This window comes from Curvibacter sp. Hmag1.1 (assembly GCF_059769165.1).
The window spans coordinates 1-16,686 of the sequence record NZ_JBMBGX010000003.1; the positions used below are offsets into that span (position 1 = coordinate 1).

A 16,686-nucleotide genomic window follows, 5' to 3' on the forward strand; every position below is an offset into this window, starting at 1 on the left:
CGACTCTTACATCCGCTGGTACAACGAGAAGAGGATCAAGATATCCTTGGGTTCACTGAGCCCCATCGAATACCGGGCAAGGCTTGGAATCAGTGTTTAACCAGTTCAAGTTTTACGCCGCACCCCCACCATTTCCATCGAATCTTGACCCACCCTGATTCGTGAACTTCACGCTCACGTTGTGGATAAGTTCTTGGTCGCCTTCTCCTTCTTGGTGGTCTGTGGTGGTTGCTGTGCGGAGCTATTCTTGAACCGGTAGCTGTCATTGCCGGTCTCAAGAATATGGCAGTGATGCGTGAGCCGGTCGAGCAATGCCGTGGTCATCTTGGCATCCCCGAACACACTGGCCCACTCGCTGAAGCTCAGGTTGGTGGTGATCACGACGCTGGTGCGCTCGTAGAGTTTGGACAGCAGGTGGAACAGCAAGGCGCCTCCTGATGCACTGAACGGCAGGTAGCCCAACTCGTCCAGAATCACCAGATCCACATATGCAAGCCGGTGGGCCATCTGCCCTGTCTTGCCTTGGGCCTTCTCTTCTTCCAGCGCATTGACCAACTCTACCGTGGAGAAGAACCGCACCCTTCGGTGATGGTGTTCAATGGCTTGCACTCCGAGGGCTGTGGCGATGTGGGTCTTGCCTGTGCCCGGCCCGCCCACCAGCACCACGTTGTTGGCATCCTCCAAGAACTCACACCGGTGCAACTGGCGCACCAGGGCTTCGTTCACCTCGCTGTGGCTGAAGTCGAAGCCTGCCAGGTCCCGGTACGCGGGGAACCTGGCCACCTTCAATTGGTAAGCCACCGAGCGCACCTCCCGCTCGGCGGTCTCAGCCTTGAGCAGTTGGGACAGGATGGGCTGTGCTGCCTCGAAGGCTGGCGCACCTTGCTCAGCCAGTTCCGCAACTGCCTGGGCCATGCCGTGCATCTTGAGCTCGCGCAGCATGATCACGATGGAAGCGATGGCGGGGTCATGACGCATAGCGCACCTCCCTCAATTGGTCATAGCGCAGCACGTTGGCCTGGGGTTCCATCGCCAGCTTGAGGGCCTGGAGGGAGGTGACCGGTGCTGGAGCGGGCTTGCCGTCCAGCAGCCGGTGCAGCACGTTCAGGATATGGGTCTTGCTGGCAGCCCCAGACTCCAGGGCCAGTTCCACTGCGGCGAGCACGGCCTGCTCGTCGTGATGCAGCACCAGTGCCAGCACCTCCACCATCTCTCTGTCGCCGCCTGGCTGCATCAAGAGGGCGGTCTGCAGCCGTTTGAAGGCCACTGGCAGTTCCTGGAAGGGAGCGCCATTGCGCAATGCCCCGGGCTTGCGCTGCAGCACCGCCAGGTAGTGGCGCCAGTCATAGACGGTCTGCCCAGCGCCATGGTGGTTGCGCTCGATCAGGCGCTGGTGTTCACAGATGATCTGGCCTTCGGCAGCGACCACCAGGCGGTCCGCGTAGACCCGCAGGCTCACAGGCCGGTTGGCATACGGCGCTGGCACGCTGTAGCGATTGCGCTCGAAGTGGACCAAGCAGGTGGGTGAGACGCGCTTGGTGTGCTCCACAAAGCCATCGAAGGGCCGGGGCACAGGCATCAAGGCTGCCCGCTCCTCGACCCAGACGTCCGCGACGGTGCCAGCCAGCTTGCCATGCTCGATCTCGTGCCACAGCGCCACGCAGCGCTCCTCAAGCCAGGCATTGAGATCGGGCAGGCTTGGGAATGGCGGCACCACCTGCCACAGGCGATGGCGGGCATCGCGCACGTTCTTCTCCACCTGGCCCTTCTCCCAGCCCGAGGCCGGGTTGCAGAACTCGGCCTCGAACAGGAAGTGACTCACCATGGCCGCAAAGCGCGCATTGACGTCGCGCTCCTTGCCACGGCGCACCCGGTCTACAGCGGTGCGCATGTTGTCGTAGATGCCTCGGCGGGGCACACCGCCCAGCACGACGAACGCATGGTTGTGGGCATCGAACAGCATCTCGTGCGTCTGCAGAAGATAGGCACGCAGGTAGAACGCCCTGCTGTGACTGAGTTTGAAGTGAGCCACCTGCAGCTTGGTGCGCACACCTGCGAGCACTGCCCAGTCCTCGCTCCAATCGAATTGGAACGCCTCGCCGGGGCCGAAGGCCAAAGGCACAAAGGTGCCGCGGCCGGTGGTCTGCTGGGCCACCAGGCGTTGTTCTTGCCAGAGGCGGACAAAGGCCGCGACCCGGTTGTAGGAGCCGGTATAGCCCAGCGCCTGCAGATCGGCGTATATCTGCTTGACGGTACGCCGCTGCTTGCGGGATCGGCCAGCTTCCGTCTTGAGCCATCCCAAGAGCTTCGATGCGAAGGGATCGAGCTTGGAAGGGCTGACCCGCTTGGCATAGTGCGGCTCGGCCTCGCCTGCGCGCAGGTACTTGCGGATGGTGTTGCGCGAGAGGCCCGTGCGGCGGGCGATCTCTCGGATGGACAGCTGCTCTCGCAGGGCCCAGCGCCTGATGACACTCAGTGTTGCCACGTCTATCACTCCTGGTCTCCTGCTGCTCAACAAAGCAGCAGGTTAGGGTTAGTACGTGGGTCAGATTTAGATGGAAATCCTGGGGGTTAGTGGGTCACTTCTGCGTGGAAATCAACACCGTTGACCTGTATAGGCTTCTGATGCGACCTGCATTCAGGCAAAACGCTTGACACAAGCCATTTTTTATCGACTGATATAAAATAACGGGAGTCCGCTGCGATCCCCGCCGCGACTGCCTTGCTCGAAGGGAGATCCAAGTGGCCGTTATTGATCTTGATCGACAACTGCAAGAATTGCGAAAGGAGTTCGCCCGCACCGCTCCAGCCGGCCGGGTCGCGCTCTATGAGTCCAGGATCGAGGAACTGCGATCGACCTTTGCGAGGCACGCTGCGCTGAAGGAGGGAGACAGGGCCCCCGACTTTTCGTTGCCGGACGCCCAAGGCGGCACGGTGTCGCTGTCCGCTGCTCTCAAGCAAGGTCCTGTGGTGGTGACCTTCTATCGAGGTGGCTGGTGTCCGTACTGCAACCTCCAACTGCGGTCCTACCAGGCCTTGCTGCCCGAGTTGGCATCCTTTGGCGCAAGCATGCTGGCCATCTCACCTCAGCTTCCGGACGCATCACTGTCAACCGCGGAGCGCGAGGCGTTGACGTTTAACGTCCTGAGCGATCTGGGCAATGACGTGGCTCGCCAATTCGGGCTGGTCTATCCATTGCCGCAGGAACTGCGCGATGCCTTGAGTTCCAGCAACAAGGCGCTGCCGAGCATAAATGGGGACGCCAGTTGGGAGCTGCCCGTTCCCGCCACCTATGTGATCACGCCGAACCAGAGGATCTCGCTGGCTTTCATCGAGGTCGATTACCGGCAGCGATTGGCCCCGCAGCGACTTCTTGCGGCGCTGCAAGAGCAGGCGGTTACGTGACGCAGGCCGTCGACTTGGTGCAAGAAGCGGTAGTCGGACCGGCTGCCGCGTCGTGGCCTCAGAGATCATCCCGGAACGTCTTGCGCGGATTCTGCTGGGCCGGGCTCAGCGTCACGATCTTTGCGGGCTGGTTCGTCGTGACGCGCTTCAGTGTCACGCGCGAACTTCGCCTGTGGGATGTGACCGCGCTGCGGTTCGGCATCGGTGCCGTCATTCTTCTTCCAGTGCTGTTGCGGGGAAAGAGACGCCTATCAGCCAAGGAATGGCGTGAGGGGCTGGTCTATGCCTGCCTTTGGGGGTTGCCCTTCGTCCTGGCGGTCGCGCTCGGCCTGCAGCTCACGTCGGCCGGCCGCGCGGCAGCGATAGCGCCGACCCTGATGCCGGTATTCGCCGGCGCCTTCGCGTGGATTTTCCTGAAAGAGAAACAGGGCCGCGCGCGCTGGTGTGGCTACCTCGCCATCATCATCGGACTGGTGTTCATGGTTGCAGGCGGTGTTTCCGCTCACGGTGGCATGAACCCGATGGGCCTCATCGCCCTGATGACTGCCGCTGCCATGTGGGCCGTCTACACGCTGCTTTTTCGGCGCAGCGCCCTGACACCTGTGCAGGCCGCAGCCCTGATCTGCTTCTGGTCGGCCATCCTCTTCCTGCCGATCTATATTTTTGGCGGGCTCAGTCGCCTCGCCATGGCCTCACCCAGCGAGATCGGCTTGCAGGCCGTCTATCAGGGCGTCCTGATGAGCGGCGTTGCGATCGTTTCCTTCAATCGCTCTGTCGCGCTTCTGGGCCCATCTGCGGCCACAGCCATCATCGCCCTGATTCCGGTCGTTGCTTCGCTGGCCGCCATTCCCGTACTTGGAGAGCTGCCGTCTGGTGGAGAGTGCGTTGCACTTGCCGTCGTTGTTGGCGGCGTGCTCTTGGCAGCACGTCCTGCCCGTAAAGCAGCGAAGCCATCGATTTCCGCAACCACGAGGCATACACCATGATCCGGTTCTACTTTCATCCGACCCCCAACCCCGCAAAGATCGCGCTCTTTCTGGAGGAGACCGGTCTGGCCTACGAAGCCTTGCCGGTCGACACAAGCAAGGGCGAGCAGCATGCGCCCGCCTTTCGTGCGATCAATCCGAACGGCAAGGTACCGGCCATCGTCGATACCGAGGGGCCGGGCGGCAACGAAGTCAGGGTCTTCGACTCGACCGCCATCCTGATCTATCTGGCGGAAAAGACCGGCCAGCTTCTGGGCACGTCCGAGGATCGGCCGGAGTTGCTGTCCTGGCTGCTCTTCATCGCCTCGGGATTGGGGCCGTTCTCCGGGCAGGCGGTGCACTTCCAGTTCGCCGCGCCCGAGGGCTTGGACTACGCGGCCAATCGTTACCGCCGCGAGGCGGAGCGGCACTATCAGGTTCTCAACGATCACCTGTCCGGACGCGAGTTCATCGTCGGCAGCGGTTTCACGATCGCCGACATCTCCGCCTGGGGCTGGCTCGATCGCGCTTCCCGCGTGCGCAAGGGCGCCGAGGATCCTCTGGGGCCCTTTCCCGAACTGAAGCGGTGGTTCGCAGGCGTGGATGCGCGTCCGGCGGTCGCTCGCGCCCGGGCGCTCGCCAAGAGCCATGCGTTCAAGGCGATCAACGACGAGGAGACCAAGCGTGCGCTCTTCCCGTCGAACTATCCCCCTGCATCGGCGCAAGGAGTTTGAAATGGAACTGAAGAACAAGCGGGTCCTCGTCACGGGCGGATCGAGCGGGATCGGCCTCGCGCTGGCCCATGCGCTGATCGCGCGAGGCGCCAGGGTGGTCATCACCGGAAGGCGCAGAAGCGTCCTGGACGATGCACTGCGCAGCCTTGACTCGGCGACGGGCGTCTGCGCTGACGTGGGAAGTCCCGAGGGACGCGCGGCCACGCTGGACCAGGCGATACAGACGCTGGGCGGACTCGACATCCTCGTCAACAACGCCGGCGGCGTGCGGGCTGGCCGGCTGGAGAACACCACGGAAGCCGATATCGAGCAGATGGTGATCGTCGACTTGCTCGCGCCAGTCTTGTTGACCCGCGCGGCGCTCCCCGCTCTGCGGGCCAGCGGAGATGCCATGGTGGTGAATGTCGCCTCCGGCATTGCCCTGGTCGGCGCACCCTTCTATGCAACGTATGCCGCGGTGAAAGCAGGTCTGGCTCGCTTTGGCGAGGCGCTCAGGCGCGAGCTCAAGGGCGAAGGCATTCATGTGTTGACGGCCTATCCTGGAGGCACGGACACGCCGATGATGAAGTCGAATCGCGCTGGTCCCGAACTGGGGTTTTCGCGCGAGCCTGCTTCTGCGGTGGCCGATGCCATCGTCGCCGGGATCGAGGCGAACGCTTTCGAGGTCATCCGGGGCGGGGAGGCGAGAGCCCAGATGATTGCGCTCAACCGTAACGATCCGGTAGCGGTCGATGCGAGATTCCTGACGCTCAAGAGCGCGCTGGAAGAGGCGGTCAAGGACCACAGCGCATTGTGACGACGCGGCATCAAGCACCGCATCCACTCACGAAGCCAACCACGAACCGATCCAGGAACGATCATGGCGCGCCCCAGAGAGTTTGACGAAGCAGTGGCCCTCGATGCCGCGATTCAATGCTTCTGGTCGAGGGGCTACGAAGCCACCTCGGTGCGGGACCTGGCCGACGCGATGGGTATCGCCGGCCCCAGTCTGTACAACACGTTTGGCGACAAACGCACGCTGTACCGGCAGGCGCTCGAACACTATGTCGAGCGAGGCTTTTGCGATCGGGTCCGGCGCTTCGAGTCCCAGTTGGGGGTCCTTTGAACCATCGTGCGTTTTAGGACGTTTCAGAACCTAGCATCCATGCGGGTTCCCGAGGGTCATGCTCTTGAAACCCGCATGGATACTGTATTTCCTGACCCCCTCCATTAAAAACTTCGCCGGCGGAGATCGACAGGTATTTGCAGTCAAACCCTGCTTCGTGCCTTGCGTCAAGCCGCATCGCCTCGGCGACACATAATGCTCCTTCAAAGAATTCGGCGACAAGGAGACTGTTGTGGAACATTGGCGAACCCCTTATCTAGGATTGCGCGAAATCCCGCCCGGACTGGATGATTTCGAGCTCACCACCTTCTTCTCCTTCAGCGCCTCTGAGTTGGCCACCATCCGTGGCTTGCGCAAACCCCTGCACCGTATTGGACTGGCACTGCACATAGGGTTTATCCGTATGACCGGACGTACCCTTGGGGCATTTGAACGCATTCCCAAGAACCTGTGGAGCCAGCTTGCAAGCCAAACCGGCGTGGAGGCCCCCGAAATCGGTACCTTGCGTTCTTTGTATGTAGAACGCCCCCGCACGCTGTCAGACCATCAGAAGTTGGCGTACCAAACGCTGGGATTCCAGATGATGACGGAGCACCAAAGGCGTTACGTCGTGCGCTGGTTGCGTGAAACGCTGACTGGCCGTGCGGAAACCAGATCCCTGGTGCCAGAGCTCAAGCGCTGGTTTTACGAACACCGGATATTGCAAATTGCGGAGCGGGAACTCAAACACCTGGTGGCCCAGGCCCAAGCAGACCACGAATCCCAACTGGTTGCCAAACTGACACAGGCCTATGGGGCGCAGATGCTGCAAGACTGGGAGCGCGCCCTGGCCACCCCAGTCGATGACGGTGAAATTCTCCAAACCTGGCTATGGGCGCCGCCGCGCAAGCAGTCCACCGTACAAATTAACGAGGTGCTGGAAAAAATCGACCATGTGCGGGCCATGGGCTTGGCCGATCACTGGCCCGAACAGGTCAATGACGCAACAGTGCGCCACTATGCAAGGCGCTGTGCGCAGCGCTCCCCATCGCAAAGCAAACGCATTACCAGCACACGGCGCACCTTGGAGACGGCCTGTTTTCTGCGGTATGCCTTGTGCACCGCCTCTGACCAGTTGCTACTGATGCTGCGCCGCTGGATTCGCGCCACGACTAACGAGGCTTCGCGTGAAACCGCCCCCAGCGCCACGGACGTGCAGTCCAAATTTCGGGAATTCGCTCTGAACGTCAAAGGACTGGCCACCCAGAGCGACCTCTCCCATGAAGACCTCAAAACCAAGCTGTGTGACTTGGTTACTGCAACCCTGACGGACACCAAACTGAGTCGTTCTGCCATGGCACGGGCCTATTTGATAGAAAACCCCAAGCAGGCACGCGCCATCCTGGCCCGCCTGCTGATCCTGCCGCTGCAGGCACATGGCGATCACCCTGTGATCGCAGCCTTGGCCCTGCTGCGGGAAACCTATGACCGCAAGGCCAACACCTTGGTCGCCATCCCGACGATCAAGCTGGGCAACCGCTGGCGGGAAGCCTTTGCAGATGCCGACCGCCGCAAGGCCTTGTGTGCATTCGAATGGGCCACCTTGTTCGCGCTGCGCGTGGCACTGCGCAACGGTTCTGTCTACCTGTCTCATACCTTTGCATTTCGCAGCCAGGCTAGTTTGCTGATCGCTAAAGAGCAGTGGGCCATCCATCGCAATGTCCATTACGGACATTTGAAACTGTCCAGAGATCCGAAGGAGCACCTACAGCCCGTGGTGGAGCTCCTGGAAACCAGGCTGCAGGAGTTCGGTGAAGCCGCTTCCAGCGGGCAGGTCCAGGTAGAAGCCGATGGCATGATTCTGGAACGCCAACCAGCGAGCCCGGAAGACATGCGGGTGGCAGAACTGCGGCGCGCACTCTTGAATGACCGCCCCCTGGGGCAACTCCCCGAAATCGTCCTCGAAATCGACAGCGCGGTGCGCTTCAGTTGGATATTGCTGGGCAGAGAGCCGCACAACCGACGTGAATTGCTCATGGTCTATGCCGCCGTACTGGCGCACGGCACCTCGATGTCGGCGGCCGAGCTGTCAAGGATGATTCCAGAAGTACCGACGGAAGCCATCCGCCGCAATATGAAACGCCTGTGCGATGAGCGTCTGCTGCGCCAAGCCAGCGATGCTGTAGTCCAGTATCTGCACCGTTTTGGCATTGCCGGACACTGGGGACGCGCCAATCTGGCATCTTCCGACATGATGAGCCTGGAAACAGAACGCTCCATTTGGCAGGCCCGTGCTGATCCGCGGCGCAAAACGGCATCTGTTGGCGTTTACAGCCACAAACGGGATGGCTGGGGGATTTTCTACGACCAGCCTGTTTTGCTCAATGAGCGCCAAGCCGGTGTGGCGCTGGAGGGCATGGTGCGCCAGACAGCGGTGGAAGATGTGGGTCAACTTGCCGTGGATACACACGGGTACACCGACTTTGCCATGGGACTGGGCAAGCTCCTGCACTTTGACCTGTGCCCGCATCTTGCCGATATCAAGCACCGCAAACTGCACGCCTTCAAGGGATATGCTGGTCCCGCCAGTCTGGCCGGTGTTCTGGTCTGCGATCTGAATATGGCCGACATGGAGGCGGTTTACGATGATCTGGTACGGATTGCTGCCTCCGTGCACAGTGGTCAATGCAGTGCCGTACAAGTGTTGACCCGGTTTGGCTCCGATGCGCGTGGTCAGGCCATCTATGACGGTGGGGTGCAGTACGGCTTGCTGCAACGCACCATCTACCTGGTGGACTATTTTTTGAACCCGGCATTCCGGGGCGAAGTGCGCCATGCCCTGAATCGTGGTGAGGCCACGCATACGCTGTACCGGGCTATTCACACGGGCAAGATCCCGGCTGCACTGTCCAAGCGCATGGAGTCGGTGGCTGCTGTCTCTTCCTCGTTGAGCCTGCTCAGCAACTCGGTGATGGCGTGGAACGCGGGCCACATGCAAAACGCCCTCAATCGCATTCAGGCTGCTGGAGAAAACCCCTTGTCCGAAGACTTGCGCCGCATTGCACCCATCAACATTGAAGGTATCAACCTGCGTGGGACCTTTGATTTTCCGGTGGAGAAGTTTGCGCAGCGCATCTTGCCCAGCTCAGTGCCTGTGAAAGCACCCAACCAGAGGCGCACGGCATGAACGCCAATCAACTTCTGCCACTGGGCCTCAATGTGCAGTTCACAGAGGAACTGATCAGCACGTCAGAACCATGTTTTGCCATGGGGTTGGTGCGGGAGAACGCGCGTACGCGTGGCTTTCTGGCCTTGCGCTTGGACCAGGAAATCCCCTATGCGGCGACCGCCTCGGGCTTCCGGTTTGGGCACCAGCTCATGGGGCGCGATGACTTTGAAGTGGTGCGGTTCTCATTCGAGTTCTACGGATGCAAGACATTCCATGTGCTGGTCAATCCCGCCAGCACCATTGTGCAGAGGGTGCTGGGCACCATGTTGGTGAGCTGCGACTACTTGTTTCTCCTGCTACAGCCCAGCGGCTCCGTCACTGTTTTCCGATCGGATATCGGAGAGGAGGACTTGGCTGGTTTGCAAACGAATTGGCCACGCATCCAGCAATCCACGACATCAGATGCCCAGTACCGCCAATCCTTGAGCGCATTCAAACGGGAAATTGGCGCGGATTCAACCCTGAAATGGGTCTGCCATGGCGATGACAGCTACCTGGATCTCGATGGCGAATTGGTGTCTTTGAATCCTGCCTGAGACTTTGGGCTTATACGGCCAGAAGTTATGCGAGCTTGATCGGAGCATGAAGAATTGGGTGGGCTGCGAACCATAGAAGTCCAAGCTCGGCTCCGGTAAGATGGTTTGCCAGAAAACGGGAGGAATAGGCATTGGAATCTCGGTTATAGCGGCCACTTAGGCTGCTTCCTCAACTTGATTTACATAAAGTACACGAAGACTATCGTGGGTCGTGTGTAGCTCCAAATCCGTTGATCTATCTGGAAGGTCGATTGCCCGGATTCGATCCCGAACAGAACAGGTTTTTGAGGGCGACAGCATCGCCCCCGATCGCGCCAACCAGGTTGTGGATAGTGCAAATGGTTATATACGACGGGACCGGTAACCGCAATTATTTTTTTGACAAGAATTGAGACAGTCGCTTTAACAAGCTCATGTGGGATTGATTGACCTTTTTCGATTCATCCAAGTCTGTTTGAGTAACTGTTTTTTGGTACAAAGCTTGGTCGTTTGGCCAGCCGTCAGGAAATACATACCCTAATCGTTGGCAATAATCTGCGAATTCAACATCATTCTGATATCGAAGTATGTTTGACAAGCCTGCTGACGCATCAAACAAGTCTTGTTCACCTTCTACATACATCAAGCGGGATGCCCATTCACTATATTTGCTGTCTGGGAAGAACCACCAAGCATAAGGTTCAAACGCCTTTGAGGGTGGTGTCAATTTACCTGACTTAATATCTTCAAGTATTCTTTTAACACCTGCGTTCTCAAAGTAATGCTTTGCTTGTGTATCAGTAAGAGCAACACGAGCAAGTTCTCTCTCGAACTTTTCGGCGGCAATCCGAACGTACTGATCGATGTAACGCATCTCAGCGACTCCTCGCCACTGGAATAATGCCACCTGGTATTGGCGTAGGCGGAGTGAAGTCTTTTAGGTTAGGTACGATTAATTGCTTGAGCTGACCAGTGGCTGTGAATGCCCCTTGCTCAATGGGAGCAATTGTCGTTTCATAAGCAGTCGCTATCTTTCCGGGCTGCGCCTGAATGCTCACCGCCTGAAATCCTCTGAATCCACCCGCTGAATAGCTTTGTGCGGGCAAGCCTAGTGCCTCGGCAACTTGCTGCGCGTTTTTGCCTGTACCTATCAACATATCGTATTGCACACGACTCATGTAGAACGAACTCATTCCTGCATCGTTTCCCACTGGAACCAGTCGGACTAGTTCTTCGTTACGGCCAACAATCCGGGCAACAGGAAGGGACTGTCCACTCTGTACAGCTCGAGCAGTAAATTCCTCTGCACGAGCAACATTCCCAGCAAAAGCCACTAGATAGTCGTTGTAAATCCCTTTTACTGCGGGGTTTGTCGTGAGTAAATCATTGGTGAATACGACTCCTTTGGTAATAAACGGGTTGGTTACAGGGATACTCGCTTCCTGCGCTGCTAACGTCGCATTACCTTCCCGCGTGGCTAAATTCAATTTAGCTGCTTGGTTCGCCGCATTGTTGACCATCACCCCCTCAATCACCGCCGGAGTCATGCCCAGCACTGCATACGTATAAGCCGCCGCTTGCGGGCTCAAGCCCAAGCTTTGCAGCACTTGCTCGCCATAGGGCAGCGTTGCGTTACCCGTTGCCGTTTGCTTAACACCGGCTACCATATAGTCTGCACTGACTGTTCCTGTCACCGCACCTAATACACAGCCCAAGCCTGTGGTGCACAGCGTGCCACTAGCGCCCACACCTACCGCCCCCACAGTTGCTTGGGTTGCACCGGCCAAGCGGGTTCCTCCCTTGCTTTGTGTGAAAGGATCAATGATGTATTCATCCACCCCGGTATAGCTAAACAGCGGCGCATTGGGGTTGCGAGCAATATAAGCAGTTTGCTTACTCAGCAGCGTCTTCTCGTCCGAGAGGTTTTCACCCGCGTCTTGCATCTTCTTGAGGTAAGCATAGGTGGGGTCATCTTTGGGCACCCCATCGGAACAACGGACCAATGCACACGCCGCTGCCGCTAGGCGCGCTTCTTTTTGCGGATCACCCTTGGCAAGGTCTTGAATGCGTTGCATGGCCTTGGGGTGCAGCATCTTGTTGTTCTCCGCCGCATTAGCCCCGGCGGTGGCTGCAATGTTAACCGCAGCCGCATTGTCCCCACCGCCACCGGCAATGAGTCCGGCTACTGCCGCTATTACTTTGGCAAAGCCCACCGTTTGCGCAGTCTTGCGCTTGTCACTCGTGGGGTTGTAATACTCCGCAGCCAATTCCCCCACCACAGCCCCCACCGCCCCCGGCGCACAACCCGATGCGTTGCCCGCAGTCGCCGCTCCTCCCGCACAGCCCAGCACTGCATGCGCTAGTTTGTGGGTGAAAGCATTGAGGTCTTCGTTCTTGAGACCTTCTCCAATCCCAAACGCCCCTTGCGCCATCCCGGTAGTAATAAGCGCGTTTTGCAGCGAGTTGGCAAACGTCTTCTCATCAAACGGCTTGCCCGCCAGCGCACTGTTCACCATGTCAGTCGCCAGGTTGTTCGTTACGTTCTTCTGGAGCTGGTCGAAGAAGCTGCTCTTGGCATCCATCCCATTGAAGTAGTTGGCATTGAGCTTGTCCAACGCCCCTGCCGTCACCATGGTGGTCAACAAGCCCTTGATGCTCTCTTCCTTGCCCAGCTGCTCCAGCGTTTTGCCAATGTCGCCCTTGTTATTCACCATGGCCACTGCCGCTTGGCTGGCCAGGGCAGAGAAACCGGCGTTGACAGCAGTAGCCAGAGTGGTGCTGCCCATGACGGTGGCAGCACTGGTGGCCGTGGCTGCGGTGCCGCCCACGGCAGCCGTTCCCATGCCCGCAGTGAAGTAGGTCACCACAATAGTCAGCAGTGCCGCCCCCGCCCCGGTAAGGCCCGCCTGGTCGCAGCTCCATTTTTCATGTGCAAGGGCTACCTGGTCCCACTTCACATTAGGGTTGTTGGCCAGTGCATTGAGGTAATCCAGCCCAACGCCATTGCCCTGGGTCACCAGTGCATTGATCTGGCTCTTGAGTGCCTGGCCGCCCTTGGTGTCGGGGATTTGCACCGTGATCTTCAAGGCACTGTCAAACGCTACATTGCCCTTTAGGCTGGTCTGGTTCAGTGTCTCCACCGTAGAGCCATTGCCCTTCATCTCCTGGTAGACCCCTGCGGTTTCTGTTTTCTCGGTATGGCTGGTCTGGGTGGTGTTGGTGCTGCCGCCCAGGATCAGCTCTCCGGCCTTGCTCGGGTCCGTCTGAACGAAAGCAATCTGGGGTGCTTCTACCTCGGCGCCGCGCAGCTCGGTCTTGTTGCCCACGCCAATCTCAATCTTCTGCGTAGAAACCAGCTTGGTGCCAATGGCGGTGCTGGTGGCACGGGCGTCGGTCACTGTCTTGTTTTCCAAATCCGGACCAATGCCCAGCGGGTCGAACATGAAGCCTAGGCCGGTTTTGGTCTGGGTGGTGACGCTGGTCTGGCTGAAGTTTTGCACTTCATACAGCAGGGTGTTGTTCTTGCCTTCTACCCGCAGGGTGCCCGTGCCCGTATCTACGCCAGTGGCCTCCAGCTTGGCGCCAATGCTGGCCAGCGTGTTATCTGCGACGACTTTGGTGCTCTGGCCGCTCAAGCTGCTGACCTGGGCGGTCGCACTTTGCTCCTGGCGGCGGGTTTGGATGCTGCTGGTGAAGAACAGGTCTTTGCCCGACGCGCTGGCCATCTGGTCCACATTGGTGGTGGCCTGGCCGGCCTGCAGGATGATGTTGTTGGCGGCGGCTACATCCAGTTCTTTTCCAGCTCCGATCTTGGCTGCGCGGGCGTTGACATCGTTGCCTGCAGAGAGCGTGACGTTGCCCGCACCTTCGATGCTGCTGCCGGCCTCTGCGGTGCTGGTGGCGCGGCGGAAGTTGCCACTGTCTCGCTCCAGGTTGTTGGTCTGGCGGGTCTGCAGGGTGGTGAGGTTGATGTCGTTTTGCGCGACCAGCGTGGTTTGGCTGTTGGCCCCGCCGTTCTTGATGAGGCTGGCGACCAGGTTGATGTCGCGCCCGGCACTGGCAAGCAAGACGCCGTTGTTACCGGTAACGTACAAGCCGGCTACGCGGTCTACCGTGGTGTTGGTGATGCCGTTGCGGCTGTCGCCCGAACTGGCGGTGGCCGTGGTGGACGTATTGTTGATGTCGCGTCCGGCTTGCAGGGTGAGCTTGTCTTGGGCGGTGATGGTGCCGCCTGTATTGTTGATGTCTTGCGTGGCGGTGAGGGCCACGGCATCCCCCCGAATGTTGCCGCCCAGGTTATTGATGGTGTCGGCGTTGATCTGCACCACTTTGCGGCCCAGGATGGTGCCGGAGTTGCTGAGGTCTGCGGTGTTAATGTTGACACTGGCGCCGCTGATCAGGCCGCCGCTGGGGGAGAGGTCACCAGTGCGGGGTTTCAAATAGATTTGGGGTACCAGGGCTACCGTTTGGGTGCCATCGGGCAGGGTCACCGTTTCTTGTTGCAGCCAAACGATGTCGCTGGTCAGGCGGGCGATTTGCTCTGCAGTCAGGGCAATGCCGGGGCGCAGGTTGAATGCGGTGGCAAAGGTGACGCCAGCATCCATCAGTGCGCGAAATTGTTGGTCGTCGCTGGTGAAGTTGCCCAGGAAGCGGCGGCCGGTGAGCTGGGCCACTTGTTCGTTGATGAGGCGCTGCTCGTAAAAGCCATCGCCCAGGCGCTTTTGGGTGACGTTGGGGTCCAGGTTGATGCGGCTGGTGATGTAGTCGCTGCCCAGCCAGGTCTTGTAATTGGTAAAGGCGGGGTTAGTGGCTACCACGTAGTTGGCCGATGGATTGGTGCTGATCTGGAAGAGGCTGCTGTTGGCCACGCTGGCACCTGGGGTACTGGGGGCCGTCGCACCGGCGTTGCTGGTCGTCGTTCCGGCGCCTGCCGTCACGGTTTCATTGACCGGGCTGGAGTAGCCCGATGGGGTCCATACGTCGTACCAGGGGCCCCAGGCCAAACAGTTGCCCTTAAATAGCACTTGACAGCTTCGATCCTGGCTAAGGGAATACGCAGTGCCCGTGGTGGTGGTGGTTTTGGTGGCGGTAACGCCTGCATTGTTGATACTGACACCCACCGGCAGGGTGACCGCGCCGCCAGCCAGCATGCGGCTGTTGGCGTTGTCGATGGTGTTGGCCTGGATGGTCAGATTACCCGCCGCAGAGATGGTGCCGGGCAATGCAGCGGTCACCACTGGGCCGCTGACCGTCCTCTGGGTCACGTTGACGTAGTAGCCCGCAGCGGCGGACCCAATGGTTTCGGAGACGGCGGTGGTGGTGGTTTCGTTGACGGATGCAAAGTGTGCGTCAGTGTTATTTACCGCCGTGGCGTTGATGCTGACGTTGCCGCCGGCCTGGATGGTGGCCGAGGTGTTGTTGATGCTGGCGGCAGTGCCCTGGGCCTGGCCCGTCGCATCGATGCTGCCACCAATGTTGATGTCACCAAGGCTCAGGATGTTGACGCTGGCAGTGGCGGTGGTGTTTTGCGAGGGGTTGGCCGGGGTGTCCAGGCCCATGTCGGAGTTGTTGAGAGTCTGTACCCCAAGGTTCAGGCTGGTGCGTGCGCCAATGGTGGCGCCCGTGACGGTGCCGTTCACGCTTTCGGCCTGGTTGTTGAGTGTGGTGGCGCTGATAGCCACTTTGTCACCAAAGATGGCGCCTGTACCTACGTTGTCGATGGTGGTGGCGGTGATGCGTGATTGCGCTGTACCACCCGCGTTGCCTGCGTCAATCAGGCCGCGGTTGGTGAGCGTGCCATCAACCTGGAGCACCAGATCGCCACCCCGAGCCACGATGTTCCCTCGGTTATTGACACCCACGCCGGTCTCGGTGCCCACCAGGGTGATCTTGCCTGCGTACATGCCACCCAATGCGGCGACGTCCAGGGCTACGGTGGGGGCAGTGCCTGTGCCTGCAATGGACGTGGCGCTGGTGTTGGCGGCGTTAACGTTGTTGGAGCCTGTGGTGACCTTGAGGTCTTTGGCCCAGACGCCGGCGTTCACTTGTACGGCGCGGGCGATGATGTTGGTGTAGTCGGCGGCATTGGTGTCAAGGCCTGTACCCTCTACCGTGATGGTGCCGCGTTGCACGCGGTAGCCATCGAGGTTGCCGCCATTCATGAGGGGCGCGCCGGTGGTGAGGGTAACGCCGCTGGCGTTGATAAAGCCGCCACCATTGACGGCAATACCGGCCGGGTTGGCAATAATGACCTCGGCGCGCTGCCCTGCCACTTCCACATAGCCGCGCAGTTGGCTAGGGCTGTTGGAGTTGACTTCATTGAGGATGACGCGGGCAGAACCTGCCGCCAGGTTGCCGTTGTTTTGCACCCAGCCACCCAGCTGGGTTTGCACATTGCCCGTGGCATTGTTGAGGATGACGCCCTGGGCGTTCACATCAAACTGGGTGTAGACGTTGCGGCTCACCCCCGCTGCGCTAGGGGCCTGGATGTTGACCTGGGTAACGCCATTGGCGGTTTGAAAAAGTTGGGGTTTAGTGTTGCCCGCAGCATTCGGATCGACCACGATTTGGGGCCAGGCCAAGGGGGAAAGCACAAAGGCGAACAGGGCCAGAGCCACATTGCGCCCCCTGCGTTCGCCACTGGCCGCCTTACCTTTGCCAACGGCCACCTCACTCACCGCCATAACTTGGCCTCGGGCTGCATTAAAAACAAGACGGAATAGGTTCTGGTTCATAACAAACGAGGCAAAGAATG

The 16,686-nt window shown here is 59.5% G+C and carries 11 protein-coding genes and 1 pseudogene; 8 read left to right on the forward strand and 4 right to left on the reverse strand.

Annotation, left to right across the window (positions count from 1 at the left end):
* On the forward strand, positions 1 to 100 hold a 100-nt coding region (locus ACOAP0_RS19220), incomplete at its 5' end, for an IS3 family transposase (RefSeq protein WP_498391545.1).
* A gap of 74 nt (positions 101 to 174) precedes the next feature.
* On the opposite strand, the gene istB is transcribed toward ACOAP0_RS19220, so the two are convergent.
* A complete protein-coding gene (istB, locus tag ACOAP0_RS19225; protein ID WP_013516261.1) occupies positions 175 to 978 on the reverse strand; it encodes an IS21-like element ISThsp10 family helper ATPase IstB in 804 nt (267 codons plus the stop codon).
* Entirely contained in the window at positions 968 to 2,494 is a 1,527-nt protein-coding gene (istA, locus tag ACOAP0_RS19230) for an IS21 family transposase (protein WP_498374544.1), read from the reverse strand. Before istA ends, istB begins: the two co-directional genes overlap by 11 nt.
* A gap of 248 nt (positions 2,495 to 2,742) precedes the next feature.
* On the opposite strand from istA, the gene ACOAP0_RS19235 reads away from it, so the two are divergent.
* The 7 genes and pseudogenes from ACOAP0_RS19235 (at position 2,743) to ACOAP0_RS19265 (ending at position 9,953) form a co-directional block, all read left to right on the forward strand.
* A complete protein-coding gene (locus tag ACOAP0_RS19235; protein ID WP_013521175.1) occupies positions 2,743 to 3,405 on the forward strand; it encodes a peroxiredoxin-like family protein in 663 nt (220 codons plus the stop codon).
* Positions 3,402 to 4,391 (forward strand): DMT family transporter, encoded by a 990-nt coding sequence (locus ACOAP0_RS19240; protein WP_013521174.1) that lies wholly within the window; start codon positions 3,402 to 3,404, stop codon positions 4,389 to 4,391. Before ACOAP0_RS19235 ends, ACOAP0_RS19240 begins: the two co-directional genes overlap by 4 nt.
* Positions 4,388 to 5,104: a glutathione S-transferase family protein gene (locus tag ACOAP0_RS19245; RefSeq protein ID WP_013521173.1), complete on the forward strand. Its 717-nt coding sequence runs from the start codon at positions 4,388 to 4,390 to the stop codon at positions 5,102 to 5,104. Before ACOAP0_RS19240 ends, ACOAP0_RS19245 begins: the two co-directional genes overlap by 4 nt.
* Before the next feature lies 1 nt (position 5,105).
* A complete protein-coding gene (locus ACOAP0_RS19250; protein WP_013521172.1) occupies positions 5,106 to 5,900 on the forward strand; it encodes an SDR family NAD(P)-dependent oxidoreductase in 795 nt (264 codons plus the stop codon).
* A 63-nt stretch (positions 5,901 to 5,963) separates the two neighbouring features.
* Positions 5,964 to 6,197: pseudogene (locus tag ACOAP0_RS19255) on the forward strand (TetR/AcrR family transcriptional regulator); the annotation flags it as partial.
* Between the two features lie 244 nt (positions 6,198 to 6,441).
* A complete protein-coding gene (locus tag ACOAP0_RS19260; protein ID WP_498374699.1) occupies positions 6,442 to 9,375 on the forward strand; it encodes a Tn3 family transposase in 2,934 nt (977 codons plus the stop codon).
* A complete protein-coding gene (locus ACOAP0_RS19265; RefSeq protein ID WP_498374698.1) occupies positions 9,372 to 9,953 on the forward strand; it encodes a hypothetical protein in 582 nt (193 codons plus the stop codon). The genes ACOAP0_RS19260 and ACOAP0_RS19265 overlap by 4 nt, the downstream gene beginning before the upstream one ends.
* A gap of 370 nt (positions 9,954 to 10,323) precedes the next feature.
* Here the strand turns inward: ACOAP0_RS19265 and ACOAP0_RS19270 are convergent, their stop codons facing one another.
* Together ACOAP0_RS19270 and ACOAP0_RS19275 are read right to left on the reverse strand one after the other, a co-directional pair.
* Positions 10,324 to 10,806 carry a hypothetical protein gene (locus ACOAP0_RS19270; protein WP_498374697.1) on the reverse strand — a complete coding sequence of 161 codons (483 nt, stop codon included), beginning with the start codon at positions 10,804 to 10,806 and terminating at the stop codon, positions 10,324 to 10,326.
* Position 10,807: 1 nt separating this feature from the next.
* A complete protein-coding gene (locus ACOAP0_RS19275) occupies positions 10,808 to 16,666 on the reverse strand; it encodes a two-partner secretion domain-containing protein (protein ID WP_498374696.1) in 5,859 nt (1,952 codons plus the stop codon).
* Positions 16,667 to 16,686: the final 20 nt, after the last annotated feature.

Excerpts from the sequence above, each read along its gene's own strand:
- ACOAP0_RS19270 (WP_498374697.1), bottom strand. The coding sequence starts at position 10,806 with ATGCGTTACATCGATCAGTACGTTCGGATTGCCGCCGAAAAGTTCGAG.
- istB (WP_013516261.1), bottom strand. The coding sequence starts at position 978 with ATGCGTCATGACCCCGCCATCGCTTCCATCGTGATCATGCTGCGCGAG.
- ACOAP0_RS19265 (WP_498374698.1), top strand. The coding sequence starts at position 9,372 with ATGAACGCCAATCAACTTCTGCCACTGGGCCTCAATGTGCAGTTCACA.
- ACOAP0_RS19245 (WP_013521173.1), top strand. The coding sequence starts at position 4,388 with ATGATCCGGTTCTACTTTCATCCGACCCCCAACCCCGCAAAGATCGCG.
- ACOAP0_RS19250 (WP_013521172.1), top strand. The coding sequence starts at position 5,106 with ATGGAACTGAAGAACAAGCGGGTCCTCGTCACGGGCGGATCGAGCGGG.
- ACOAP0_RS19275 (WP_498374696.1), bottom strand. The coding sequence starts at position 16,666 with ATGAACCAGAACCTATTCCGTCTTGTTTTTAATGCAGCCCGAGGCCAA.